The organism is uncultured Sphingomonas sp. (assembly GCF_934560975.1).
GTDB lineage: Bacteria > Pseudomonadota > Alphaproteobacteria > Sphingomonadales > Sphingomonadaceae > Sphingomonas_I.
Genome location: NZ_CAKTFO010000021.1, coordinates 23,668 through 48,816, shown reverse-complemented (window position 1 = coordinate 48,816; position 25,149 = coordinate 23,668). Strand labels below are relative to the sequence as shown.

At 68.2% G+C, this 25,149-nt stretch carries 20 protein-coding genes and 1 riboswitch; of the genes, 13 read left to right on the top strand and 7 right to left on the bottom strand.

The genetic code is table 11. The features are described from left to right. On the top strand, positions 1-1,952 hold a 1,952-nt coding region (locus Q0D93_RS12350; protein WP_294394795.1), incomplete at its 5' end, for a vitamin B12 dependent-methionine synthase activation domain-containing protein. Between the two features lie 173 nt (positions 1,953-2,125). On the opposite strand, the gene Q0D93_RS12345 is transcribed toward Q0D93_RS12350, so the two are convergent. Next, positions 2,126-2,896: a hypothetical protein gene (locus Q0D93_RS12345; RefSeq protein WP_294394793.1), complete on the bottom strand. Its 771-nt coding sequence runs from the start codon at positions 2,894-2,896 to the stop codon at positions 2,126-2,128. Between the two features lie 137 nt (positions 2,897-3,033). Then, a riboswitch (glycine riboswitch) is annotated at positions 3,034-3,122 on the top strand. Positions 3,123-3,291: 169 nt separating this feature from the next. Here Q0D93_RS12345 and gcvT point away from each other — a divergent pair. From gcvT to gcvPB, 4 genes are read left to right on the top strand one after another with little or no spacing between them, the layout of a single operon-like run. Next, positions 3,292-4,413 (top strand): glycine cleavage system aminomethyltransferase GcvT, encoded by a 1,122-nt coding sequence (gcvT, locus tag Q0D93_RS12340; protein WP_294394791.1) that lies wholly within the window; start codon positions 3,292-3,294, stop codon positions 4,411-4,413. After that, on the top strand, positions 4,410-4,781 hold the full coding sequence (gene gcvH, locus Q0D93_RS12335; RefSeq protein ID WP_294394787.1) for a glycine cleavage system protein GcvH: 372 nt from the start codon (positions 4,410-4,412) through the stop codon (positions 4,779-4,781). The genes gcvT and gcvH overlap by 4 nt, the downstream gene beginning before the upstream one ends. A gap of 43 nt (positions 4,782-4,824) precedes the next feature. Next, complete coding sequence (gcvPA, locus tag Q0D93_RS12330) at positions 4,825-6,192, top strand: aminomethyl-transferring glycine dehydrogenase subunit GcvPA (RefSeq protein ID WP_294394784.1); 1,368 nt, start codon at positions 4,825-4,827, stop codon at positions 6,190-6,192. Further along, complete coding sequence (gcvPB, locus tag Q0D93_RS12325) at positions 6,189-7,751, top strand: aminomethyl-transferring glycine dehydrogenase subunit GcvPB (protein WP_294394783.1); 1,563 nt, start codon at positions 6,189-6,191, stop codon at positions 7,749-7,751. Before gcvPA ends, gcvPB begins: the two co-directional genes overlap by 4 nt. Positions 7,752-8,031: 280 nt before the next feature. Here gcvPB and Q0D93_RS12320 read toward each other — a convergent pair whose 3' ends face one another. Continuing rightward, a complete protein-coding gene (locus tag Q0D93_RS12320; RefSeq protein ID WP_294394780.1) occupies positions 8,032-9,024 on the bottom strand; it encodes an arginase family protein in 993 nt (330 codons plus the stop codon). Further along, a complete protein-coding gene (locus Q0D93_RS12315; protein WP_294394776.1) occupies positions 9,021-10,019 on the bottom strand; it encodes a ligase-associated DNA damage response exonuclease in 999 nt (332 codons plus the stop codon). The genes Q0D93_RS12320 and Q0D93_RS12315 overlap by 4 nt, the downstream gene beginning before the upstream one ends. A gap of 89 nt (positions 10,020-10,108) precedes the next feature. Here Q0D93_RS12315 and Q0D93_RS12310 point away from each other — a divergent pair, with 89 nt between their 5' ends. Together Q0D93_RS12310 and Q0D93_RS12305 are read left to right on the top strand one after the other, a co-directional pair. Next, positions 10,109-10,297 carry a hypothetical protein gene (locus tag Q0D93_RS12310; protein WP_294394773.1) on the top strand — a complete coding sequence of 63 codons (189 nt, stop codon included), beginning with the start codon at positions 10,109-10,111 and terminating at the stop codon, positions 10,295-10,297. Beyond that, entirely contained in the window at positions 10,242-12,734 is a 2,493-nt protein-coding gene (locus Q0D93_RS12305; RefSeq protein ID WP_294394770.1) for a ligase-associated DNA damage response DEXH box helicase, read from the top strand. The genes Q0D93_RS12310 and Q0D93_RS12305 overlap by 56 nt, the downstream gene beginning before the upstream one ends. A gap of 138 nt (positions 12,735-12,872) precedes the next feature. Here Q0D93_RS12305 and Q0D93_RS12300 read toward each other — a convergent pair whose 3' ends face one another. Further along, complete coding sequence (locus tag Q0D93_RS12300; RefSeq protein ID WP_294394768.1) at positions 12,873-13,229, bottom strand: hypothetical protein; 357 nt, start codon at positions 13,227-13,229, stop codon at positions 12,873-12,875. Between the two features lie 134 nt (positions 13,230-13,363). On the opposite strand from Q0D93_RS12300, the gene Q0D93_RS12295 reads away from it, so the two are divergent. Further along, positions 13,364-14,650, top strand: a complete 1,287-nt coding sequence (locus Q0D93_RS12295; protein WP_294394765.1) for a hemolysin family protein — start codon at positions 13,364-13,366, stop codon at positions 14,648-14,650. Positions 14,651-14,877: 227 nt separating this feature from the next. On the opposite strand, the gene Q0D93_RS12290 is transcribed toward Q0D93_RS12295, so the two are convergent. Both Q0D93_RS12290 and purD read right to left on the bottom strand, forming a co-directional pair. Next, a complete protein-coding gene (locus tag Q0D93_RS12290; protein WP_294394763.1) occupies positions 14,878-15,393 on the bottom strand; it encodes a hypothetical protein in 516 nt (171 codons plus the stop codon). 49 nt (positions 15,394-15,442) lie between these two features. Next, positions 15,443-16,714 (bottom strand): phosphoribosylamine--glycine ligase, encoded by a 1,272-nt coding sequence (gene purD / locus Q0D93_RS12285; RefSeq protein WP_294394760.1) that lies wholly within the window; start codon positions 16,712-16,714, stop codon positions 15,443-15,445. On the opposite strand from purD, the gene xseA reads away from it, so the two are divergent. The 3 genes from xseA to Q0D93_RS12270 are packed head-to-tail and all read left to right on the top strand — an operon-like array spanning position 16,713 to position 19,262. After that, positions 16,713-18,125, top strand: a complete 1,413-nt coding sequence (gene xseA, locus Q0D93_RS12280) for an exodeoxyribonuclease VII large subunit (protein ID WP_294394757.1) — start codon at positions 16,713-16,715, stop codon at positions 18,123-18,125. The genes purD and xseA overlap by 2 nt on opposite strands. Before the next feature lie 22 nt (positions 18,126-18,147). Continuing rightward, positions 18,148-18,345, top strand: a complete 198-nt coding sequence (locus Q0D93_RS12275) for a DUF2093 domain-containing protein (protein WP_294394754.1) — start codon at positions 18,148-18,150, stop codon at positions 18,343-18,345. Then, complete coding sequence (locus Q0D93_RS12270; RefSeq protein ID WP_294394748.1) at positions 18,342-19,262, top strand: M23 family metallopeptidase; 921 nt, start codon at positions 18,342-18,344, stop codon at positions 19,260-19,262. Before Q0D93_RS12275 ends, Q0D93_RS12270 begins: the two co-directional genes overlap by 4 nt. A gap of 3 nt (positions 19,263-19,265) precedes the next feature. Here the strand turns inward: Q0D93_RS12270 and Q0D93_RS12265 are convergent, their stop codons facing one another. Beyond that, positions 19,266-20,231: a TauD/TfdA family dioxygenase gene (locus Q0D93_RS12265; RefSeq protein ID WP_294394745.1), complete on the bottom strand. Its 966-nt coding sequence runs from the start codon at positions 20,229-20,231 to the stop codon at positions 19,266-19,268. A gap of 48 nt (positions 20,232-20,279) precedes the next feature. On the opposite strand from Q0D93_RS12265, the gene Q0D93_RS12260 reads away from it, so the two are divergent. Continuing rightward, positions 20,280-21,248, top strand: coding sequence for a hypothetical protein (locus Q0D93_RS12260; protein ID WP_294394741.1), 969 nt, complete (start codon positions 20,280-20,282; stop codon positions 21,246-21,248). Positions 21,249-21,564: 316 nt separating this feature from the next. Beyond that, positions 21,565-24,783, top strand: a complete 3,219-nt coding sequence (locus tag Q0D93_RS12255; RefSeq protein ID WP_294394739.1) for a TonB-dependent receptor — start codon at positions 21,565-21,567, stop codon at positions 24,781-24,783. The last annotated feature ends 366 nt before the right edge of the window (positions 24,784-25,149 follow it).

The window sequence follows — 25,149 nt, the reverse complement described above, 5'->3', positions numbered from 1 at the left end:
ACGCCATCCCGGCGGGCATGGACATGGGCATCGTCAATGCCGGCCAGCTCGACGTCTACGACCAGATCGATCCCGAGCTGAGGACCGCGTGCGAGGACGTGATCCTCAACCGCGATCCCGACGCGGGCGACCGGCTGGTGACGCTGGCCGAGAAGTTTCGCGGCACCGACGCGGTCGCGGAAAAGGCGGCGGAGGAATGGCGCGGGTGGGAGGTGCGCAAGCGGCTGGAACATGCGCTGGTCAAGGGCATCGATGCCCATGTGGTCGCGGATACGGAGGAGCTGCGCCTGGCGCTGCCCCGCCCGATCGAAGTGATCGAAGGCCCGCTGATGGACGGCATGAACGTCGTCGGCGACCTGTTCGGATCGGGCAAGATGTTCCTGCCTCAGGTGGTGAAATCCGCCCGCGTGATGAAAAAGGCGGTGGCGCACCTGCTGCCCTTCATCGAGGCGGAGAAGGCGGAGGGCGCCAAGGCCAAGGGCCGGATCGTCATGGCGACGGTGAAGGGCGACGTCCACGACATCGGCAAGAACATCGTCGGGGTGGTGCTGGCCTGCAACGGCTATGAGATCATCGACCTGGGCGTGATGGTGCCGTGGACCAGGATCCTGGAGGCGGCCAACGAGAATGACGCCGACATGATCGGCCTGTCGGGCCTGATCACCCCGTCGCTGGACGAGATGGTGACGGTGGCGAGCGAGATGCAGCGCGCCGAGATGACCATGCCGTTGCTGATCGGTGGAGCCACCACGTCAAAGGTCCACACCGCGCTGCGCATCGACCCGGCGTACAAGGGGCCGGTGGTGCATGTGCTGGACGCCAGCCGCGCGGTGGGCGTCGCCTCGACCCTGATGTCGGACACGCAGCGGGACGGCTTCGTCGACAGGACCGCCGCCGATTATGAAGCGGTGCGGGTGGCGCGCGAGGGCAAGGGGCAGAATGACCTGGCGCCGATCGCGGACGCGCGCGCCAACGCCTTTGCCTATGATCCGGCGCAGAAGCCGGCCGCGCCGGCCCAGCCCGGCCTGCATGTGTTCGACGACTGGTCGCTGGAGGATCTGCGCGCCACGATCGACTGGACGCCCTTCTTCCGTGCGTGGGAACTGGCCGGCACCTATCCCGCCATCCTCGACGACAAGGTGGTGGGCGAGAGCGCGCGCAGCCTGTTCACCGACGCGCAGGCGATGCTGGACACGATCATCGCGGAAAAGTGGCTGACGGCGCGCGGCGTGGTCGGGCTGTGGCCGGCGCGGCGTGAAGGGGACGACATCATCGTCCACGCGACCGGCGTGCCGGAACGCGACGCGGCGGCAGGCCCCTCGGCGGCGTTGCGCGCGGTGCATGTCCTGCCCGAGCATGAGGTGCGGCTGCCCATGCTCCGCCAGCAGATCAAGAAGCGGGAAGGGCGCGCCAATATGTGCCTGGCCGACTTCATCGATCCGGCCGGCGACTGGCTGGGCGGGTTCGCGGTCGGCATCCACGGCATCGATCCGCACATCGCCCGCTTCAAGGCGGACCATGACGATTATCGCGACATCCTGCTCAAGGCGCTGGCGGATCGTTTCGCCGAGGCCTTTGCCGAGCGGCTGCACCAGCATGTCCGCACCACCTTGTGGGGCTATGCGGCCGGCGAGCAGCTGACCAACGAGGCGCTGATCAAGGAGCAATATCGCGGCATCCGTCCCGCGCCCGGCTATCCCGCCTGCCCCGATCACAGCCTGAAGCCGATGCTGTTCGACCTGCTCGGCGCGGAGACGGCGACCGGCCTGACCCTGACCGAAAGCTTCGCCATGCTGCCGACGGCGGCGGTGTCGGGTTTCTATTTCGGCCATCCCGACAGCCAGTATTTCGGTGTCGCCCGCATCGGCCGCGACCAGCTGGAGGATTATGCCGGCCGACGCGGAGTCGACCTCGACACGGCCGAACGCTGGCTGCGGCCGAACCTGGACTGACCGGAGCGGCCTGCCGGCGCGAGCGGTGATGAGAGGGCGGGTCAGCGAACCTGTCTACCTGTCCGGCTCAATCCAAGGCAGTGCTCCCGCGAAGGCAGGAGCCCAGGGTGGGGCGCAAGTCGCGTGTGGCCTTGGGCTCTTGCCTGCGCGGGCGTAGGGAAGGCTCACCAATGTCAGCCGCGCCCGTCCCTCCGGGCATCGGCGGGTGAGGTCATCGCGGCATAACGGTCATAGCTGGCGAGCAGCGTGGGGGAGGTGGTTTCCCCGCCATGATACCAGGGCTTGGCCGCGATCCCGCTTTCCTCCACCGGCACGCGATCGATCAGGGGCAGGACGCCGCGATAGCCGTCCTTGTGCCGGACGCCCCCGATCAGCGCCTCGAAATGGTAGCGATCGTCGGATTCCTCCACCGGCAGATCGGCCATGTGCCCGGCCTTGATCCAGAAGATATTGTACCAGCACCATCCGTAACGTGACGGGAACAGGCCCGCCCGGGTCCTGCCCGGATCGCTGTTCAGGCGGTGAAGGTCGGCGGTCAGTCCCACGGCGGTGTGAAGCCGGAACAGGCCCATCTTGTTGTCCGAAAGCTCCACGATCCCCTTGCTGTGACAATAGAATAGCAGATCGTCCGGGGGCGACTGTTGCGCCAGCCGCTTGAGGGTGAGGAAGCCCGGATATTCGAAGCGGTTGCGTCGTTCGGCCGCGATCGAGGCGGGATCGACCCGGAAATCATGCGCGCCCACCGCGTCCTGCACCGCGCCGTCCCAGGCGCGCGGGGCGACATAGGGCACCACCACCGCAATCCGCTGTTGCGACAGGGCGATCAGGTCGGACAGCCATTGCAATTGCCGCGCCATGAAGGACAGGCGCCGCCGGACCACGTCATCGTCCGTGCCCTCATCCCCCAGATAGGCGAAGTAGACGACCGTTCTGGCAATGCTCATGTCCGAAATGTCTGTCGTCGCCCCCGCGCGGTCGCAAGCGGTAATTGGTCGCGGCGGTCGCCGTCCGCCGAAATCCCGATTGACGCGAATCTGCCGCCCGTGCAGGGTCGCCGAAGTCGCCGGCGGGCAATCGCCGGAGGACGCACGCGGGAGAAGGGTGGGCAACCATCCGCCGAAGGAGCAACCGCCCCGGAATCTCTCAGGTCACAGGGACCGCGTGCGTTAACGACGCTCTGGAAAGCGGGTGGTGGCTGAACAGGCCGACACCCCACCGAAGGGGTAAGCGCGCGATTCGTCGCACGCGAAAGCTCTCAGGTCCCGTGACAGAGGGGGCGATGGAGACAAAGGGCGTCCGCCCGGCGTTGTCCGTCGTGCTCTGATGCAAAGGGATTGGGATGGGCGACGTTCACGAACTCGACGTACAGAAGCTGCCGCTGGATGCGTGGCACCGCGCGCATGGCGGCCGCATGGTGTCGTTCGCGGGCTATTCCATGCCGATCCAGTATGAAGGCATCCTGGCGGAGCATGTCTGGACGCGCGACCATGCCGGCCTGTTCGATGTCAGCCACATGGGGCAATTGGTCCTGTCCGGCGACGATGTGGCGGGCGCGCTGGAAGCCCTGCTGCCGGGCGACATACAGGGCCTCGGGCTCGACCGGATGCGCTATTCGCTGCTGCTGAACGGCGAGGGCGGGATTATCGACGACCTGATGGTCACGCGCCGCGCCGACGATATCTACATGGTCGTGAACGGCGCCACCAAGCATGGCGACATCGCCTATATGCGCGAACGGCTGCCGGCCGGCATCGCGCTGGTGACGCTGGACAGCCACGGCCTGCTCGCCTTGCAGGGGCCGGGGGCGGTGACGGCCCTGTCGCGGCTGGTGCCGGGCGTCGAAAAGCTGACCTTCATGACCGCCGGCCTGTTCGGCCATGGCGAGCATCCGTTGTGGATCAGCCGTTCCGGTTACACCGGCGAGGACGGGTTCGAAATCTCGCTGCCGGCCCATTCGATCGAGATGTTCGCCACGTTGCTGGCCGAACAGCCGGAGGTGAAGCCGATCGGCCTCGGCGCGCGCGACAGCCTGCGGCTGGAGGCCGGGCTGCCGCTCTACGGCCATGACCTGGACACCCACATCAATCCGGCCGCCGCCGATCTGGGCTTTGCCGTGTCGAAGCGTCGCCGGGCGGAAGGCGGCTTCCCCGCCGCCGACACGATCCTGCGCGAACTGGCCGAGGGCGCGGCGACGAAGCGGGTCGGCTTCGCCATCGAGGGCCGCCTGCCCGCGCGCGAGGGGGCGGAGATCTTTGCCGGCGACGCCAAGGTCGGCACCGTCACCTCCGGCGGCTTCGCGCCGACCGTGGGCGCGCCGATCGCCATGGGGTTCGTCGAGGCTGCGCATGCCGCGCCCGGCACGACCCTCCACATCGAAGTGCGGGGCAAGCGCCTCGCCGCAACGGTCACGCCGATGCCGTTCGTGCCGCATCGCTATGTTCGCAAGGGAGCCCCGCAATGACGATCTATTTCACCAAGGATCATGAATGGATCTCGGTCGAGGGTGACGCCGCCACCGTCGGGATCACCGACTATGCGCAGGCGCAGCTGGGCGACGTCGTGTTCGTGGAGGTGCCGCCGGCCGGCACCGAAGTGAGCAAGGGCAAGGAAGCGGCGGTGGTGGAATCGGTCAAGGCCGCGTCCGATGTCTATGCGCCCGTGTCCGGCACGGTGACGGAGGCCAACGATGCGCTGGAGGCCGACCCCGCTTTGGTCAACACCGCGCCGGAGGGCGAGGGCTGGTTCTTCAAGCTGACCCTGGCCGATGCCGGCGAGTTGGAAGGCCTGATGGACGAAACCGGCTACAAGGCGTTCGTCGCCGTCCTGTGATGCGTTTGACCCTGCCCGGACACGGGCGGGGGTGGAGACCGAAATGCGCTACCTTCCTCTCACCGATGCCGATCGGCGGGCGATGCTCGACACGGTCGGCGCGGGATCGATCGAAGACCTGTTCGCCGACGTGCCGGCTCAGGCGCTGCTGACCGCGCCGGTCGAAGGGCTGCCCGACCATGCCAGCGAAATGGCGGTGGAGCGGCAGCTCGGCGCGCTGGCGAAGCAGAATCTGGCGGCGGGCGATGCGCCGTTCTTCCTGGGCGCGGGCGCCTATCGTCACCATGTGCCGGCCAGCGTCGACCACCTGATCCAGCGTGGCGAGTTCCTGACCGCATACACGCCCTATCAGCCGGAAATCGCGCAGGGTACGTTGCAGGTGCTGTTCGAGTTCCAGACGCAGGTCGCGCGCCTGTTCGGTTGCGATGTCGCCAATGCCTCCATGTATGACGGCTCGACCGCCTGCTGGGAGGCGATCGGCATGGCGCGGCGGATCACGCGGCGGACCCGGGCGATCCTGTCGGCCGGCCTCCACCCGCATTATGTCTCGGTCGCCAAGACCATGGCGCGCTTCACCGGCGACACGCTGGACATCGCGCTGCCGCAGCTGGCGCAGGGCAAGCCCGGTGACGACATGGCGCGTCTGCTCGGCGCGATCGACGACCAGACCAGCTGCGTCGTCGTCCAGAACCCGAACATCTTGGGCCATGTGGCGGACCTGTCCGAACTGGCCGAGGCATGCCATGCCAAGGGCGCGCTGCTGATCGTGGTGGTGACGGAGCCGGTGGCGCTGGGCGCGATCAGGTCGCCGGGCGAGATGGGCGCTGATATCGTGGTGGGCGAAGGCCAGTCGATCGGCGTCGGCCTCCAGTTCGGCGGGCCGTATCTCGGCCTGTTCGCGACGCGTGACAAATATGTGCGGCAGATGCCGGGCCGGCTGTGCGGCCAGACGGTGGACGCCGACGGCAAGCGCGGCTTCGTGCTGACGTTGTCGACGCGAGAGCAGCATATCCGGCGCGAGAAGGCGACGTCCAATATCTGCACGAATTCAGGGCTTTGCGCGCTCGCTTTCTCGATCCACATGACCCTGCTGGGCGAGAAGGGGCTGCGTGCGCTGGCGGCGATCAACCATGCGAAGGCCTCGGCCGCGGCGGACGTGCTGGCCAAGGTGCCGGGTGTCGAGCTGCTGAACGACGCCTTCTTCAATGAATTCACGCTGAAACTGTCCAAGCCGGCGCGGCCGGTGGTACGGGCGCTGGCGGACAAGGGCATCCTTGCCGGCGTGGCGCTCAGCCGCCTGTTCGAGGAAGGCGAGGGGCGTGAGAACGGCCTGATCGTCGCGGTGACGGAAACCGCCACGGAGGAGCAGGTGCAGACCCTGGCCTCCGCGTTGAAGGAGGCGCTGGCATGACCATCAACCAGTCCGGCTGGAAGCCCGAGATGAGCCGGTCGCAGGGCGACGGCACCCCGGTCACCCACACCGGCAATCGCGCGCTGATGCTGGAAGAGCCCCTGCTGTTCGAGATCGGCGCGACCGACCGCACCGGCGTGGACTTTGACGAGGCGCCCGCCGCGCCGTCGCGTCTCGGCAGGATGGAGCGTACCGCCAGGATCGACCTGCCCGGTCTGTCCGAGCCGGAGACGGTGCGGCATTATACCCGCCTCAGCCGCCAGAATTATGCGATCGACCTGGGCGTGTTTCCACTCGGTTCGTGCACGATGAAGCATAATCCGCGCCTGAACGAGCGGATCGCGCGGCTGCCGGGCTTTGCCGACATCCACCCGCTGCAACCGATCTCGACCGTGCAGGGCGCGCTGGCTTTGATCCATCTGGTCGGCGAATGGCTGTGCAAGCTGACCGGGATGCCGGCGGTCGCGATGAGCCCCAAGGCGGGCGCGCATGGCGAATTGTGCGGCCTGCTCGCCATTCGCGCGGCGCTGGAAGCACGGGGCGACGCGCGCAGCGTGATCCTGGTCCCCGAAAGCGCGCACGGCACCAACCCGGCGACGGCGGCCTTCTGCGGCTACAAGGTCGAGAATATCCCCGCGACGCCGGACGGGCGCGTCGATCTGGAAGCGTTGAAGGCGCGGCTGGCGCCCGACGTGGCGGCGGTGATGATCACCAACCCCAATACGTGCGGCCTGTTCGAACGCGACATGATCGCGATTTCGGACGCGGTGCACGCGGCGGGCGGGCTGGTCTATTGCGACGGCGCCAACTTCAACGCCATCGTCGGCCGGGTCCGCCCCGGCGACCTGGGCGTCGATGCGATGCACATCAACCTGCACAAGACCTTCTCCACCCCGCATGGCGGCGGTGGGCCGGGTTCGGGGCCGGTGGTGTTTTCAGACGCGCTGGCGCCGTTCGCGCCCTTGCCGTTCGTGGAGCAGACCGCCGACGGCTTCCGCCTGGTGGAGGAGGAGACCGCCGAGGAGCATCACGGCCAGAGCTTCGGCCGGATGGTCGCGTTCCACGGTCAGATGGGCATGTTCACCCGCGCGGCGTCCTACATGCTGAGCCATGGCGCGGACGGGCTGCGGCAGGTGTCGGGTGACGCGGTGCTCAACGCCAATTACATCCTGCGCCAGCTGGAGGACGTGCTGGACGCGCCGTTCGCCAAGGCCGGGCCATGTATGCACGAAGCGTTGTTCTCCGACGAGGGGATGCCGCAGGGCTTCACCACGCTGGATATCGCCAAGGGGCTGATCGACGAGGGCTTCCACCCGATGACGGTCTATTTCCCGCTGGTGGTCCACGGCGCGATGCTGGTCGAGCCGACCGAGACGGAGAGCAAGGCGGCGCTGGATCAGTTCATCGGCGCGCTGCGGTCGGTGGCGGAACGGGCGAGGGCCGGGGACCAGAGCCTGAAAAGCGCGCCGCATTTCGCGCCTCGGCGGCGGCTCGACGAAACGGCCGCGGCCCGCTCGCCGATCCTGGCGCAACGCCGCCTGGCCGACGAGGACAACTAAGCGCATCGGGTCGGGCCGAAAGCGGGTTCCTGTCTCCATCGCCCTGGCGGCCACGCCCGGGGACGGAGACAGGCGCGCGCGTCCCCCGGGGCTTGACAATCTGGAACAGAACGAGTACAAACCGAACGATCTCGTGCTGTTTCTCATAGCCGATTGAAACCACACGTCCGCCAAGCCGGGGCGGACGTGCTGCCTGCCTTTTTCCTGCGTGGCTGGAGCCCGTCGGGCTGCGCCGGATCCACTCCTTTCGCCCGCGTCGACCCACGCGGGGTTGGAAGCGTCAACCGCGTTCCCGCTGCCCGACCACCAGCCCCATCGTCACGGCCGCGATCCGCGCCGCGACAAGGCCGGACAATTGGTGGCGGTCGTCGCGCGAGGGCACATATTCCACCAGCGCCAGGCCCGCGATGCGCGCCTTGTCGGCGACGCCGCCGAGGATGCGGATCATGTCTTCGTAGGTCAGCCCGCCCGGCGTGGGCATGTTGACCGCCGGCAGCACCGCCGGATCGATGCCGTCGCAATCGATCGAGATGAACACGTCGGCCCCCGGCTCGATCCGGTCGAGCACCGTTGCCAGCCCCTGTTCGTGGAAGGCATAGCTGCTCACCAGGGTCGATCCCCAGGCGCGGGCATCGTCATGCTGCCAGCTCTCGCCAGAGCCGAGCCCGCGTATGCCGACCTGCACCATGCGCACCACCCACGGATACTCCGCCGCGCGCCGCATGGTGGAGCCGTAGCCATAGGGGTTGTCCTGGATCACGTCGGCCCAGTCGACATGCGCATCGACCTGCAAAATGGTGAGCGGGCCATGCCCCTCATAAGCGGCAAGCACCGGGATCGGCACGCTGTCGTCCCCGCCCAGCACGATCGGCACCGCGCCCGCATCCAGCACCGCGCGCGTGGCGGCGGCGATGCGATCGCGATTGCCGGCGGCATCCCAGGGATGGGTCGGCACGTCGCCCGCATCCACGCAGCCGCGCTTGTCGCCCTTGTCCGGGAACAGGGTGGCGCCGAGATCGAAGTCGAACTGGCCGAGGCTGCCGCCGAATTGCGCCGACGCCTTGCGCAGCGCGCGTGGCGCATCCGCCGAGTGGCTCGCCTCGCCCGCGACATAGGGCGAGGCTTCGGAGGCGCCGAACACCACGACGGCGGCGTCGGACAGGCCGTCGAAATCGGACGGGGGCAGGCTCGCAAAGGTCTGGCGCTTGGGCATGAGGCGGAGACGTTCCGCCCCGCCGGACGGTTCCGACGCGCGGTGTAGCGAACGCCTCAATCGTCCTCGTCGTCATAATGGGCGAGCGCCAGCGCGCGGGCCTTGATCTGGCGCGTCATGCACCAGTGGACCAGGGCTTCCTCGCGGCCATGGGTGACCCACACCTCCGATGGCGCGAGTTCCTGCAGGGTGGTGGTCAGCTCGTCCCAATCGGCATGGTCGGAGATGATCAGCGGCAGCTCCACGTTGCGCTGGCGGGCGCGCTGGCGGACGCCCATCCAGCCGGACGCCATCGCGGTGATCGGATCGGGCAGGCGGCGCGACCAGCGATCGTTGAGCGCGCCGGGCGGGCTCAGCACGATCGCGCCCTTGAGGTCGGCGGCCTTCAGCCCGGTGGCGGGCCGCAACTCGCCCAGCGCCACGCCGAAGTCGCGATAAAGGTCGCACAAACGCTGGAGTGCGCCGTGAAGGTAGATCGGCTCGTGATGGTTGCGGCCGCGCAATTCCATGATGACGCGCTGCGCCTTGCCGAGCGCATAGGCCCCGACCAGCACGCAGCGGTCGCGATTGGCGTGGAGCGCCGCCAGCAGCCGGTCGATCTCCGAACCCGTATCGGGATGGCGGAAGACGGGCAGGCCGAACGTCGCCTCCGTCACGAATACGTCGCAGGGCACCGGCTCGAACGGGGCGCAGGTGGGATCGGAGCGGCGCTTGTAGTCGCCCGACACCACGATCCGCTGCCCGCCATGTTCCAGCACGATCTGCGCCGAGCCGAGGACGTGGCCGGCCGGCACGAAGCGGACGTCGGTGTCGCCCATGCGGATGCTTTCGCCATAGGCGATCGGCTGGCCGTTCTGCGGGCCGTAGCGGCAGTCCATGATCGCCAGCGTTTCCGGCGTGGCGAGCACCGCGCCATGGCCGCCGCGCGCATGATCGGCATGGCCGTGCGTCACGAGTGCGCGCGCCTGGGGCGTGGAGGGATCGATCCAGGCGTCCGCGCCGGGGAGGTAGATGCCTTCGGGATGGGGTTCCAGCCAGGTGCCGAGCCGTTGCATGACAGGCATATCGTCAGGCGCGGGCCGATGTTCCATGCGGATATTGCGCGAGCGTGGATCGTTCAGCCTCCGTACCGAAGGAGCGGCCCATGCTTGACACCGGAACCGTCGCGGCGATCGGAGGCTTCCTGCTGGCCGCCGCCATCCTCTATGCGGTGATAACGAACCGCCGCCGCAGCCGCGCCGACGTGCGGCATACCGAGCAGGCGACCAAGGATTTGTATGACCGCATCGACCGGCACGACAAGGCCAGCGACCCCAACCGCACAGGCCGCTGACCCGCGCGCGACCGGGGCGGAGCAGGGGGCGGCAGGGCTGCCGTCGCAACTGAGCCACTGGTTTGCGACGCGCGGCTGGTCCCCGCGGCGTTATCAGATGGAAATGCTGGCGGTGGCGCGGGCCGGGCGCCATGCCCTGCTGGTGGCGCCGACCGGGGCGGGCAAGACGCTGGCCGGGTTCCTGCCCAGCCTGGTCGATCTGATCGAGCGGCCGGTTGCCGGCCTGCACACGCTGTACGTCTCGCCGCTCAAGGCGCTGGCGATCGACGTGCAGCGCAACCTGATGGACCCGATCGCGGAAATGGGCCTGTCCATCACGGTCGAGAGCCGCACCGGCGATACGCCATCGGATCGCAAGGCGCGGCAACGGACCAAGCCGCCGCATATCCTGCTGACCACGCCGGAATCGCTCAACCTGCTGCTGAGCCATCCCGACAGCGCGACTTTGTTCGCGGACCTGTCCACGATCATCGTCGATGAGGTGCACGCCTTCGCCACCGGCAAGCGTGGCGACCTGCTGAGCCTGTGCATGGCGCGGTTGCAGCTGCTGGCGCCGCAACTGCGCCGGGTGGCGCTGTCCGCCACGGTGGCCGATCCGGATGCCTATCGCGCCTGGCTCGCCCCCGCCGGTGACATCGATGCGGTCGCCAAGGTGGATGGCGATCCCGGCGCCGAGCCCAACCTCCACATCCTGCTGCCGGAGGATCGCATCCCCTGGTCCGGCCATTCGGGGCGCTATGCCGCGCAGCAGGTGATGGCGGAGGTCGAGCGGCATCGCACCACCATCATCTTCTGCAACACGCGCAGCCTGGCGGAGCTGATCTTCCAGGACCTGTGGACGGTGAACGACCAGTCGCTGCCGATCGGCATCCATCACGGATCGCTGTCGATCGAGGCGCGGCGCAAGGTGGAGGCGGCGATGGCGGCCGGGCGGCTGCGCGCGCTGGTGGCGACCGCCAGCCTCGATTTGGGCGTGGATTGGGGCAATGTGGACCTGGTCATCCAGATGGGCGCGCCCAAGGGGTCGAGCCGCCTGACCCAGCGGATCGGCCGCGCCAACCACCGGCTGGACGAGCCGTCTGAGGCGGTGATCGTGCCCGGCAACCGCTTCGAATATCTGGAAGCGCGCGCCGCGCTGGACGCGATCGAGGCGGGGGAACTCGACGGCGACCTGTTTCGCCCCGGCAGCCTCGACGTGCTGGCGCAGCATGTCATGGCCTGCGCCTGCGCCGCGCCGTTCGAGGAGGCGGCGTTGCTGGCGGAGGTGCAGGGGGCGCTGCCCTATAGCGCGTTGACGGCCGAGCGATTCGCGCAGGTGCTGGATTACATCGCCACCGGCGGATACGCGCTCAAGGCCTATGACCGGTTCCGGCGGCTGACCCGGGACAGGGACGGGTTGTGGCGGGTCAGCCATCCCCGCTTCGTCGCGCAGCACCGGCTGAATGCGGGCATCATCGTCGAGGCGACGATGCTGACCGTCCGTTTCAAGAACGGCCGCAGCCTGGGCAAGGTGGAGGAGGGGTTCGCCGCCACCCTGCGGCCGGGCGATACCTTCTTCTTCGCCGGGCTGTCGGTGGAGGTGATGCGGCAGGACGGCGAGGACCTGTTCGTCCAGGCGACCCGCAAGCCGGCGCGCATCCCCACCTATGGCGGCGCGCGAATGCCGATTTCCACCAACCTGGCCGACCGGGTGCGCGGCTATTTCGCCGATCCCGGCAGCTGGCCGCGTTTCCCGCAGGACGTGCAGGACTGGCTGGAGATGCAGGCGCGCCGCTCCGTCCTGCCGCGCCCCGACCAGTTGCTGATCGAGACGTTCCCGCGCGAAGGGCGGCATTACATGGTGGTCTACAGCTTCGACGGGTGGAACGCGCACCAGTCGCTGGGGATGCTGATTACCCGGCGGATGGAGACCGCCGGGCTGAAGCCGGTCGGCTTCGTCGCGAGCGACTATGCCATCGCCACCTACAGCCTGGAGCCGGTGACCGACCCCGCCGCCTTGTTCAACAAGGATATATTGGAGGACGAGTTCATCGAGTGGGTGGAATCGTCCAGCCTGCTGAAGCGTGCGTTCCGGGAGGTGGCGGTGATCGGCGGGCTGGTCGACCGGCAGCATCCGGGCAAGCGCAAGACGGGGCGTCAGGTCACCTTTTCCACCGATCTGATCTATGACGTGCTGCGCCGGTACGAGCCGGACCACCTGCTGCTGCGCGCCGCATGGGACGATGCGCGGGCGCGGATGACGGACGTGGGGCGGCTGGCGGACCTGCTCGACCGGGCAGAAGGCACGATGCTGCACCGCGCGCTGGACCGGGTATCGCCGCTGGCGGTGCCGGTGCTGGTGCTGATCGGGCGCGAGCGGGTGACGCAGGGCACCACCGACGATGCCCTGCTGATCGAGGCGGAGGCCTTGGCCAACGAGGCGATGGGGGACGGTTAGAACCTTCCATCACCGCGGGGATTGCGCTCCCGCGAAGGCGGGAGCGGAGGAGGCGGGAGGTGTCGCTTCACCTTCCAGGCTCCGGCCTGTGCCGGAGCACGGGGGCCTGGATGTGGCATAGCCGAGGCGACCCTGCGCTTACTTCCTGGTCTGGGCGGCCAGTTGCTTGCCGATTCCCTGGATCAGGGCCTGCTTGCCCTGCACGTTCTTGGCGCAGGCGGTCATGGTCTCGCCGGCATTCTTGGTGGTCAGCGTCTTGCCCTGCGCCAGGATCTGCGCCTTCAGCTGGGCCGGGGTCACCCGCCCGTCGAGGCGACCCATGTAGAAAAAGGACGACACCAGCGCGACCTGCTTGCGGGTCGGATCCTTTTCCGCCTGCGAGAACAGGTTGCTGGCCATCAGGCAGCGGACGTCCTGATCGGCGCCCTGCGCCGGCAGGGACGTGGCCGTGACGGCGGCGACCGCAGCGGCGGCGAGGGTGAGGAGACGCGGCATGGATCGGCCTTTCCGTTGAACTCTGTTGCCGCTGTGATGGGCGACCATGGCACGGTCGGCAAGGCCCTAAGTCGGAGGGGGTCGAGACGCGACTTGCCGAGGCGGGGAAGGTGGGCGATATGCAGCATCCTGCCATGCCTCCTCATTTACAGCCGTTTCCGTGGGTCGATCTGGCCGTCATCATCGGCCTGATGCTCCTCAATGCCGTATTCGCCATGTCCGAGCTTGCGATCGTGTCCGCGCGCAAGCCCCGGCTGGAGGCAATGGCCCGCAGGGGCAGCGGCGGCGCGCGCGCGGCGATGGTGCTGACCGAGGATCCCGGCAAGTTCCTGTCCACCGTGCAGATCGGCATCACGCTGATCGGTATCCTCGCCGGCGCCTATTCGGGTGCGAGCCTGGGTGGGCCGGTGGGCGAGCGGCTGGCGCTGATCGGCCTGCCCGCCAGCTGGGGCTTCGGCGTGGTGATCGTCGCCACCACCTATCTCAGCCTGGTGGTGGGCGAGCTGGTGCCCAAGCAGATCGCGTTGCGCTCACCGGAGGCGATTGCCGCGGCGGTTGCCCGCCCGATGCGCTGGGTGTCGCGACTGACCGCGCCGTTCGTGTGGCTGCTCGACACGTCCACCAGCCTGATCTTCCGGCTGCTGCGGCTGGACCGCGACGCAAAGGCGCATGTCACGGCGGAGGAGCTTCACCTGGTCGTGGCGGAGGCGTCCACCGCCGGCGTGATCGAGGAAAGCGAACGCGCGATCATCTCCGGCGTGGTCCGGCTGGCCGACCGCCCGGTGCGTGAAGTGATGACCCCGCGCACGCAGGTGGAATGGATCGACCTGGACGCGGGCGAGGCATTGCCCAACCCGCTGCCGCACAGCCGCATGCCGGTCGGCCATGGGTCGGTCGACGAACTGGCCGGGGTGGTGCAGGCGCGCGACCTGCTGGACGCAAGCCTGAACGGCAAGATGCTCGATCTGGCGGCACTGATGCGGCCGGTGCCGGTCGTGTCGGACCAGATGGACGCGATGGACGCGCTGGCCGTGCTGCGCGAGGCGGACGTGCCGGTGGCGTTCGTGCATGACGAATATGGCCATTTCGACGGCCTGGTGACGCCGACCGACCTGCTGGCGGCGATTGCCGGTGCCTTCGCCTCGGACCAGGACGAAACCACCGATCCGCCGCTGGTGGAGCGCGAGGATGGCAGCTGGCTGGTGTCGGGTTCGCTCGCTGCCGACCAATTGACCGAACGGCTGGGCATCCCGCTGCCCGACGACCGCGATTATGCGACGGCGGCGGGCTTTGCCCTGTCGGTGCTGAAGCACCTGCCGAGCGTGGGCGAAATCTTTACCCACGATGGCTGGTCGTTCGAGGTGGTGGACATGGATGGCCGCAAGATCGACAAATTGCTGGCCATGCCGCGCAAGAGCTGATGCCGCGTGACGCTCCGTAAAGCCTGACGCAACGACCGGCGGCTGCGCGCACCCGCCGGGTCGGGTTTTATGGAAGCTGGAGGGTTTTTCGATCGATCTGAGCCGTGCTCCCGCGAACGCAGGAGCCCAAAGCCACGAGGCCAATCGCTCGGCCCTTGGGCTCCTGCTTTCGCAGGAGCACGGGGAGATGATGCGATGATCCCGGCCCGGCCGGATCGCGAACCGCTTCAGCTGCCGAGCTTGCCGAACTCCGCCTCGAACGCGCTCGTGTCTCCGGTGGAGAGGAGTTTGGCCTGATCCACCCAGCGATCACGGGTGATGCGGCCCTTGAACGCGCCCATCTGCGCATCGATCGAGGCCACGTCATCCTCGTTCCAGGCGGCCATCTGGTCGAAGCGGGTGACGCCGAGTTCGGCCAGCCGGCTCGCGGCCTTGGGGCCCAGGCCCTTGAGTTGGGTCAGCGTGTCGCCCGCCGGCACGGCCGCCGCCTGACCCGACGGGTGCGCGTCCAGCCCGATGAACTGGTCCACCACGTCTTCGATCGCGGCGGTGATCTCCGATGCGACGCCGTGGCCTTCGTCCGGTTGCGCCACCGGCTCCGCTGCGGGCGTGGCGGCGCGGGGCGGAGCGGCGGTGGTGGCGGTGAAATCGACATGCTGGCGGCGACCGCGCAGCAGGAACAGCAACAAGAGTGCCACCACCACGACGACGGCGATGATGATCAAGGTGGTGGGGTCGTTCATTCCTGCTCCCTTTGGTGTGTCGAAGATGCCCTAACGCCGCTGTCGGCGATCAGGCAACGCCCTCCCGCGCAACTTCGCGCCAGCCGATGTCGCGGCGGCAGAAGCCGGTGGGAAAGTCGATCCGCTCAACGGCGCTGTAGGCGGCTTGTTGCGCCTGTGCCACTGTGTCGCCGGTCGCGGTGACCGCCAGCACCCGGCCGCCGGCCGCCACCAGTTGCCCGTTCACCAAGGTGGTGCCCGCCTGGAAGACGCGCGCGCCGCCCGCCTCCGCCTCGGCAATGCCGCCGATGGCGCCGCCGCGCGTCGGCGTGCCCGGATAGCCCTCCGCCGCCATCACCACCGTCAGCGCGACACGGTCCGCCAGCGTCACCGCCCCGGCTTCCTCCAAGCGTCCTTCCGCCACCTTGGCGAGCAGGTCGACCAGGTCACCGTCGAAGCGCATCATCAATGCCTGCGCCTCGGGATCGCCGAAGCGGCAATTATATTCGATCAGCTGCGGGCCTTGATCGGTCAGCATCAATCCGGCGTATAGCACGCCCGAATACGGCGTGCCCTCGGCCGCCAGCGTGTCCACGGTGGGACGGACGATGCGGTCCATCACCTGCCGTTCCACATCCGGCGTGACGATACCGGCCGGGCTGTAGGCGCCCATGCCGCCGGTGTTGGGGCCGGTGTCGCCGTCGCCCACGCGCTTGTGATCCTGGGCGGTGCCGAAGGGCAATACGGTGCGGCCGTCGGTCAGTGCGAAGAAGCTGGCCTCTTCACCGGTCAGGAATTGTTCGATCACGACCTCCGCCCCGGCCGCGCCGAAACCGCCCGCGAACATGCCGTCGATCGCCGCCCCGGCCTCCTCCGCCGTGGTCGGGATCACCACGCCCTTGCCGGCGGCGAGGCCATCGGCCTTGATGACCACGGGCAGTCCGTAATCCGGCAGGGCCGCCTTGGCCGCCGCAGCGTCGCGGAAGCGTTGGTAGCGCGCGGTGGGGATGTTGGCCCGCGCGCACAGATCCTTGGTGAAGCCCTTGGACCCTTCCAGCTGGGCCGCCGCCGCATCGGGGCCGAACACCAGCACGCCTTCCGCGCGCAACCGGTCGGCCAGCCCATCGACCAGCGGCTGTTCCGGGCCGATCACGACCAGGCCAACATTCTCCTCGCGCGCGAAGCCGACTATGGCATCCGGCGCGATTTCAATGCATTCGGCCACTTCGGCGATACCCGGATTGCCTGGCGTGGCGTAGAGCCTGGACAGTCGGGGCGATTGCGCCAGCTTCCACGCCAGCGCATGTTCGCGCCCGCCCGAACCGATGAGCAGGACCTTCATGACGTCACATCTCCCCGAAAACGGCCGGCTGTTAGCCGAGGAGGTGGCCGGCGACAACGCGCCCGCTCTCTCCGTCTCCGAACTGTCGGGCGCGCTCAAGCGATCGGTAGAGGATGCCTTCGCCCATGTGCGGGTGCGCGGCGAGATTTCCGGGTTCAAGCGGGTCGGGTCCGGCCATAGCTACCTGACGTTGAAGGATGACCGCGCCTGCCTTGACGCGGTGATCTGGAAGGGGACTCCCGTCGCCTTCCGGCCGGAGGATGGGGCCGAGGTGATCGCGACCGGGCGACTCACCACCTATCCCGGCCGGTCGCGCTACCAGATCGTGATCGAGCGGATGGAGCTGGCCGGGCAGGGCGCGTTGATGGCGCTGCTCGACCAGCGCCGGCGGACGCTGGCGGCGGAGGGGCTGTTCGCGCAGGAGCGCAAGCAGCCGCTGCCGTTCCTGCCGCGCCGGATCGGGGTAGTGACCTCGCCCACGGGCGCGGTGATCCGCGACATCCTGCATCGGCTGGCGGATCGCTGCCCCAGCCACGTGCTGGTGTGGCCGGTGGCGGTGCAGGGGGAGGGCGCGGCGCAGCAGGTCGCGGCCGGCATTCGCGGCCTGGCCGAGCTGCCGCAGCCGCCCGACCTGATCATCGTCGCGCGCGGCGGCGGATCGATCGAGGATCTGTGGGCCTTCAACGAGGAGATGGTGGTGCGGGCGATCGCCGCCTCCACCATCCCGATCATATCGGCCGTGGGCCACGAAACCGACGTCACCCTATGCGACTTCGCCGCCGACGTGCGCGCGCCGACGCCGACCGCCGCCGCCGAGATTGCGGTGCCGGTGCGCGCCGACCTGCTCGCCACCGTGCGCGAACTGGGCTTGCGGAGCGGACGTTGCGCGCGCCGCTATCGCGAGCATGCGGCGGAGAAACTGGCGGCGGTTTCGCGCCACCTGCCGACGCCGGACCGTTTGCTCGGGCCGCAGCGGCAGCGGCTGGACGACCTCAGCGAGCGGCTGCCCCGTGCGCTGGCGCGGCGGGCGGCGGATGCCAGGAGCGAGCTGGCCCAGGCCGCCGGCGCGCTGCGGCCGGCCGTGCTGAACCAGCGGATCGCGCGGGAACGCGCCCGGCTGACGGCGGCGCGGCTGCGGCCCGAACTGGTGACGCGGCGGGTGGAGGAGGGGCGGCAACGCCTCGCCAATTTGTGGCGGGTGGCGGAGCAGCTGCACCCCGATCGCCCGCTGGCGCGCGGCTATGCCCGGGTGGAGGGCCGCGACGGGGCGGTGGTCAGCAATGTCGCGGCGGCCAAGGCGGCGGGCGGCGTGACGCTCGTTTTCGCGGACGGAAAGGTCGCCGCGCGGGTTGAGGGCGCGCGCGCGCCTTCTTATGGTCGCCCCAAACCCGAGCAGCCTAACCTGCTGTGACGATCGTGAAAGGCCCGTATCGATGTTGATGGCGCAGGGGCGTGCCGCCAAGCTCCACTATCTCGCCAACCATTTCCGGGTGCTGGTGCCGGGCGACCATGTCGCCTGCGCCCGCACCGGCGAGCCGATCGCGCTGGAGGACCTGCGCTATTGGAGCGTGACGCGGCAGGAGCCTTATTCCACGGCGCAGTTCGCCAGCGAGGCGGAGGCCGCCGCTTGAGGATCGCATTTTCGGTCGGTCTGCTTCTCGCCTGCACCGCCTGCATTCCCCGCCCGGAAGCCAAGCCGGCGCCGGTCGCCATGGCCCCTGTCAGCCAGCCTGTCGCGCCACCGCCGCCGCAGGTGGTGGCCCCGTCCATCTTCGGGCTGGATCGCCAGCCGGAACAGGGGGCCTTGCTGAAGGGCATGGTGCCGCTCGGCACGTCCCTGCTGCTGCTGGACGGCAAGCCGGTGCGCTTCGCGCCCGACGGCACCTTCATCATCGGGTTCGAGCGCGACGCCCAGCCCAATGCCGTGCTGGAGGCGCGGATGCAGAACGGGCGGCTGCTGCGCCTGCCGCTCACCGTCTCACCCCATGCCTGGGACATTTCCGAGCTCAAGACCCTGTCGCGCGGCACCTCGCCCAGCGCGGCCTATCAGCGCATCCGCTCGGCCGAGCTGGCGCAGATCGAGACGGCGCGTGCCGCCAACGTCGACAGCGACGGCTGGCGTCAGTGCTTCCAGTGGCCGGCGGTGGGGCGGATCAGCACCTTGTTCGGCTCCCAGCGCATCTATGCCGGCGGCGTGCGGGGCGCCTATCATGGCGGGCTGGACATCGCCCGCGCTGTCGGCGGGCAGGACATTACCGGCACGCCTGCGCTGGCGCCGGCCGATGGCGTGGTGGTGCTGGCGACCGATAACCCGTTCAGCCTGGAAGGCAATCTGGTGATGATCGACCATGGCTTCGGCCTGGTCAGCGCGATGATGCACCTCCAGCGGATCCAGGTCCGCACCGGGCAGCGCATCTCCCGCGGCCAGCCGATCGGCACGATCGGCATGACCGGGCGCGCCACCGGCCCGCACCTCCACTGGGGCATGACCTGGAACGGCCTGCGGATCGATCCGCTGTTCCTGGTCGGCCCGATGCCGGGCACCTGACCGTCAGCGCGGAAAATCTGGCGGCAGCGGGGGGCGGAAATCCCGTTGCCGCCAGATGGCGTTCGGCGGCTCCTCGGGATCCGGCCGGGCGAAGTTGAGGAAGCCGAAAAAGGTCGCGATCAGCCGCTCGCTGGCGTCCACGATCGGGGTGCGGCCGTGCATGAAGCGGGTATTGTCCAGCATCAGCACGTCGCCATTCCGCCAGGCGATCGGCACGGACAGCCGGTCGCCCGTCGCCTTGATCGCCTGCAACCATGCCTCCGGCACCAGCTGGCCATCGTCCAGCAGCGGGTGGTTGGGGCGGCCGTTGTTGAACCGCGCGAACAGCAGGAAATTGCCGAAGGCGGGGGCGTCCGTGAACATCGGCCGGTGCAGCGCCGGGCGCGTGAAGATGCGCAGCACATGCCCGTGGATGCGGCGAAAGAAATAGGGGCAGGATGCAGGCGCCGCCGCCAGCTGCGCATCGGTCGGATCGGCCACGCCGAGCCAGTAATCCAGCAATTCCGGCCAGGTCGGCATGATGTACAGCAAACGGCGATGTTCCAGCCCCCCGCGCACATCTGCGGGCAGGGCACGGACCAGCTCCACCCCGTCGCAGATCGTGGTCGCGCCACCGACCGAAGGCGCCGACATGCAGCCGAAGAAGGCCGCATCCGGCTTCCACGGTTCGCGTGACAGTTCGGGATGGAGGTTGAACGCTCCGGTCCCGCCATCCACCGTGTGGATATTATGTTCCGCCTCCAGCGCCCGCCGCCCGGGGCTTTCGTTCAGGACCGAGGTGGAGCAGAACTGGCGCGCGAAGCGGCGGAAACAAGGCACGTCGGCCCCGAATCCACGAAACAGCAATGCGCCATGGGCCTTGTAATTATCCACCACCAGCGCCGGGTCGAGCGCGAGGATGTCGGGTTCCGCTTCGCGTTCGATGATGACGTGCGGCTGACCCGGGCGGGGCAGGTGGACCTTGGGCATGACGCGCGGGATAGCGCCGGATAAGGCGGCTAGCTATAGCCTGATGCGATGGCCCTGACACTTGCCGACCTTTACGCCTCGCCGGACCATTATCTTCAGGCGTTCGACGGCGATGCCGCGATCTTCGTGCCGATGGATCGGGCCGCCTATCACCGGTCGATCTTCCTGGACGGCAGGATTTCTCCGGCGGGGGCGGGCCAGATGCGGGTGGCGCTCGACCTGTTCGTGAACATGCCGCCGCCGCAACCCACCGGCTGGATCTTTCACATCGCCCATTGCGGCTCGACCCTGCTGGCACGCGCGCTGGATGGGCTTTCCGGCAATCTGGTGCTGCGCGAACCGCTGGCGTTGCGCCAGAGTGCCGTGGCGGGCGATGCCGGGCGGTTGGCGTTGGCCGCTGCCATGGCGTCCAAGCGATACCGCACCGATGTCGCGACGGTGGTGAAGGCCAATGTGCCCGTCAACTTCGTGCTGCCCGAACTGATTGCCCTGCAGGATCGGCCGCGTGCCATCCTCCTCTATCTGCCCTTGCGCGATTACCTGCTGGCGATCCTGCGCAGCGACAATCACCGCGACTGGCTGCGCCGGGTCTCGACCCAGCTCGGGCCGAAGGTGGGGGACGTGGCGGGGCTGGCGGATGGCGCGCGCGCCGCGGCCCTGTGGCTGGCGCAGATGCGCGCCTTTGCGGGCGCCCTGGCCGCGCTGCCCCGTGCGAGAACCTGCAATGCGGAGGATTTCTTCGCCAACCCGGCTCCGGTGCTGAAGGCGGCGGTGGCGCAATTGCAGGTCGACATGACCGACGCCGCCGTGGCGCAATGTGTCGCCGGCGACCTGTTCAACACGTATTCAAAGAACCCGAACGAGCCGTTCGACAATGATGCGCGGCTGACGCGCCGGGCCGCGCTGGAGGCGTCGCTGGCCCATGACATCGCACTTGGCGAGGCGTGGTTGGCGCATGCGGCGGACGAGCGGCGCATGATCGAGGCGCAGGTTCAAGCCGCCGACCTGCTCGGCTGACCGCAATTGCTGCAATGCGGCGCAAGGCCGGAGGTGCGGCATCCTTGCCCCAGCGCCGTGCGGCAGGGCGCGGGGCCCGCTTCGTCGATCCCGCAAGGCGACGCTCCCACCCTCCACGGCGAGGACATGCCTGAACGGACGTTCAGGTGTGGCGCTGCTGCTACATGACAGCAGAATGTTGCGATGTGATGACCATCGCATTGGCAGCGCAACATAAGATCGGTTAGCCAGCTAGCAGCCAGCCGATCATGTCGGCTGCCAATGACATGCCGACAGGCATCGGTCCGGACAGCGGACCACAAAGGGGACAGTAGCTATGCCGAATCACTATCGCTTGCGCCTGCTGACATCGACCTTGCTGGTCGGTGCGGCGCTGGCGTCGCCCGCCTTTGCGCAGACTTCCGACCCGGCCAGCCAGCCGAAGACCGGCGTGCAGAGCACCGATCCGGCCGCACCCGCCGCCGGCTTCAGCAGCCAGGAATCGGCTCCGCCGGCCGCTGAAAACAGCGCGGGCGAGATCGTGGTGACCGGCACCCTGGTCCGCAACCCGAACCTGGTCGCGTCCAGCCCGGTTTCCGTGGTCGGCCAGGAAGAAATCCAGCTGCGTCAGCGCAACACCGCCGAAGAGCTGCTGCGCGACCTGCCCGGCGTGGTGCCGTCGATCGGCTCCGCGGTGAACAACGGCAATGGCGGTTCGTCGTTCGCCGACCTTCGCGGCCTCGGCAACTTCCGCAACGTGGTCCTGCTGGACGGCACGCGCATCACGCCGTCGAGCACCGTCGGCCGCGTCGACCTCAACAACATCCCGCTCTCGCTGGTGGAGCGTGTCGACACGCTGACCGGCGGCGCCGCGACGACCTATGGCGCGGACGCGGTGTCGGGCGTCATCAACTTCATCACCCGCTCCGACTTCTCGGGCATCGAGGTCAACGCGTCGGAGGGTATCTCCGGTCGCGGCGACGGCGAGTCGACCCGCCTCGACGTGACGGTCGGCGCCAACTTCGACGATGGCCGCGGCAATGCGGTGTTCTCGATCGGCTACCAGAACTCGGATCCGATCTATCAGGATGCGCGTCGGGTTTCGCAGAACAACTACACGTCGACTTCGGGCGGCCAGGGCGGTTCGGGCACGACGGTTCCGGGTCGCTTCACGCTGCCGACGTCCTACAATTCGATCGTGCCGGACACGGGCACGCTGCGGCCGTATGTCGGTTCGCGCGACGGCTTCAACTTCAACCCGTACAACGTCTTCCAGACGCCGTTCGAGCGGTTCAACATCTACGGTGCCGGCCATTACGAGATCTCGGACAATATCGAGGTCTATACGCGCGGTCTTTTCTCCAAGAACCGCGTCAACACCATCATCGCGCCGTCGGGCATCTTCGGTCAGCTGGCGGTGATCCCGGTCAGCAATCCGTATCTGCCGGCCGCCGCGCGCAACCAGTTCTGCGCGAACAACGACTTCGACTTCAGCACGCCGGGCATCCAGACGCTGACCCCGGCGCAGTGCGCCGCCGCGGCCACTGCCACCAACCCGAACGATCCTAACTTCCGGTCCTTCACCACGACCATCGGTCGCCGGACCGCCGAAGTCGGCCCGCGTCAGTCCGAATATGTCACCAACATCTTCGACTATCGCGTCGGCCTGAAGCTCGGCATCACCGACTCCATCAGCCTGGATCTGTCGGGTGGTTACGGCGAGTCTGAGAACCGCCAGACGCAGTCGGGTTATGTGCTGATCTCGCGTCTGCGCACCTCGCTCTACGCCACCAACCCGAACACCTGCCTTTCGGCTTCGCCGACGGTCGGCAATCCGAACCCGCTGCTTCCGCCGCTGGCGGCTGGCGGTGCCGGCACCAATGCGGGCCCGGGCTGCGTTCCTGTCAACATCTTCGGTGGGAACGGCTCCATCACGCCGAACCAGATCCCGTATTTGACGGCAGCGGCCACCACGCAGGACAGCTCCTCGCTGGCGCAGGCCCGCGCGCTGCTTTCGGGTGACTTCGGCGTGACCTCGCCTTTCGCATCCGATCCGATCGGGTTCGCGGCGGGCGCCGAGTATCGCAAGTATCGTGCGTCGCAGTTCGCCGACGAACTGTCCCGCACCCCGGGTGAGCTCGGTGGCGCCGGCGGCGCCGTGCTGCCCTTCTCGGGTGGGTATGAAGTCTATGAAGGCTACGGCGAAGTCATCGCGCCGCTGGTTTCGGACAAGCCCTTCTTTGAGAGCCTGACGGTCGAAGCCGGCCTGCGTTACTCGTCGTACAAGGTCTTCGCGGACGGCTCGCCCAAGTATGACACTTGGACGTACAAGGCGGGCGGCAGCTGGGAACCGGTCGGCGGCGTCAAGGTGCGCGGCAACTACCAGCGTGCGGTGCGTGCGCCGAACATCGCCGAGCTGTTCTCGCCCATCAACACCGTCCTGACCAACCTGGCGACCGATCCGTGCCGTACCACGGCCACGTATCGCGGTCCGGCCGACAATGCGGCGCTGCGTGCCGTCTGTCTCGCGCAGGGTGCGCCGGCATCGGCAATCGGTGCGATCCAGAACCCGACCGCGGGCCAAGCCAACACGACCGTCTCCGGCGGCACGTACCTGCGGCCGGAGAAGTCGGACAGCTACACGATCGGCGTGGTGCTGCAGCCCGACTTCGTGCCGGGTCTCTCGATCACGGTCGATTATTACAACATCACGATCAAGGATGCGATTTCGCAGCCGGTCCCGGGCGACCTGATCGCCGGCTGCTTCGGTAACTCGAATGCGTCCGCCATCACCGCGGCCAGCACCAGCAATCCAATCTGCTCGCTCTTCCGGCGTAACCCGGTCACGGGCGGCCTGGATGGCGATCCGGCGTCGACGCAGGGGCTGCTGTTCCCGGCGAGCAACTCCGGCTACATCATGACGGACGGTATCGACCTCGGCGTCAACTATCGTCGTGACCTGGGCTTCGCGAAGCTGAACCTCAGCTTCCAGGGCAACTGGACCAACCGGTCCAAGTTCCAGGCGCTGACCCCCGGCTCGCAGGTTCCGGCCGGTGCGACGATCGGCGGCGGTCTGGCCTTGCCGACGACCGATACGCGCGGCTGCGTCGGCTTCTACAGCCAGAATTGCGGTTCGCCGGGTTCGGCCGGTCCGAGCTCTTCGGCCGGTTCGCTCCAGCCGGAGTTCACCTGGAACCAGCGTACGACGCTCACCTTCGGGGCGCTCGACGTGTCGCTGCTGTGGCGCCACATCGACGGCATGAAGGCCGAGCCGGGCACGACCACGTTCCAGGGCACGATCGCCACTGGCGCGCTTGCGGGTCAGGAAGTCAATTTCGGCCGGATCAAGGCCTACAATTACTTCGACCTGGCGACGCGTGTCGGCGTGAACGACAATGTCGATCTGACGCTGACGGTCAGCAACCTGTTCGACAAGGCTCCGCCGATCGTCGGCGGCACGATCGGGTCGACCTCCTTCAACAGCGGCAACACCTATCCGTCGACCTACGACGCGATCGGCCGCCGCTTCGTGGTGGGCGCCCGCTTCAAGTTCTGATCGAACATCGATTGAACATGCAGAGAGGGGGGTGGACTCAGGTCCACCCCCTTTTTTGTCGTTCCTCCGGGGCCCGCACGGGGAGCGGGGTGGGGCCTCCGACATGTGGTTGCATCGGACTTGCGTGCCGGGACGCGTGACGCGATGATCCGCCCTCGGTAAAAGGGGCCGTGTAACCGGTTTGCCCTGCGCGCTACATCCGCCTCCGAGAGCCGTGAGCCTCAGTTCATGGAGTCTGTAAGCTCGTTGGAGTGGAGCCGTTCCTTGGCCGAAGGTCGCTGCCGCGTGGCATGGGAACGGCGGTTCTATCGCGAGCGCGCGGGTGCGGGATGTCGGTGACGTAGCAGTTGCGGCAGGGTGAGGGCG

Coding starts and splice junctions, on each gene's coding strand:
- Q0D93_RS12345 (WP_294394793.1), bottom strand. CDS start 2,896: ATGAGCATTGCCAGAACGGTCGTCTACTTCGCCTATCTGGGGGATGAG.
- gcvT (WP_294394791.1), top strand. CDS start 3,292: ATGGGCGACGTTCACGAACTCGACGTACAGAAGCTGCCGCTGGATGCG.
- gcvH (WP_294394787.1), top strand. CDS start 4,410: ATGACGATCTATTTCACCAAGGATCATGAATGGATCTCGGTCGAGGGT.
- gcvPA (WP_294394784.1), top strand. CDS start 4,825: ATGCGCTACCTTCCTCTCACCGATGCCGATCGGCGGGCGATGCTCGAC.
- gcvPB (WP_294394783.1), top strand. CDS start 6,189: ATGACCATCAACCAGTCCGGCTGGAAGCCCGAGATGAGCCGGTCGCAG.
- Q0D93_RS12315 (WP_294394776.1), bottom strand. CDS start 10,019: ATGCAACGGCTCGGCACCTGGCTGGAACCCCATCCCGAAGGCATCTAC.
- Q0D93_RS12310 (WP_294394773.1), top strand. CDS start 10,109: ATGCTTGACACCGGAACCGTCGCGGCGATCGGAGGCTTCCTGCTGGCC.
- Q0D93_RS12305 (WP_294394770.1), top strand. CDS start 10,242: ATGACCGCATCGACCGGCACGACAAGGCCAGCGACCCCAACCGCACAG.
- Q0D93_RS12300 (WP_294394768.1), bottom strand. CDS start 13,229: ATGCCGCGTCTCCTCACCCTCGCCGCCGCTGCGGTCGCCGCCGTCACG.
- Q0D93_RS12295 (WP_294394765.1), top strand. CDS start 13,364: ATGCCTCCTCATTTACAGCCGTTTCCGTGGGTCGATCTGGCCGTCATC.
- Q0D93_RS12290 (WP_294394763.1), bottom strand. CDS start 15,393: ATGAACGACCCCACCACCTTGATCATCATCGCCGTCGTCGTGGTGGTG.
- xseA (WP_294394757.1), top strand. CDS start 16,713: ATGACGTCACATCTCCCCGAAAACGGCCGGCTGTTAGCCGAGGAGGTG.
- purD (WP_294394760.1), bottom strand. CDS start 16,714: ATGAAGGTCCTGCTCATCGGTTCGGGCGGGCGCGAACATGCGCTGGCG.
- Q0D93_RS12275 (WP_294394754.1), top strand. CDS start 18,148: ATGTTGATGGCGCAGGGGCGTGCCGCCAAGCTCCACTATCTCGCCAAC.
- Q0D93_RS12265 (WP_294394745.1), bottom strand. CDS start 20,231: ATGCCCAAGGTCCACCTGCCCCGCCCGGGTCAGCCGCACGTCATCATC.
- Q0D93_RS12260 (WP_294394741.1), top strand. CDS start 20,280: ATGGCCCTGACACTTGCCGACCTTTACGCCTCGCCGGACCATTATCTT.
- Q0D93_RS12255 (WP_294394739.1), top strand. CDS start 21,565: ATGCCGAATCACTATCGCTTGCGCCTGCTGACATCGACCTTGCTGGTC.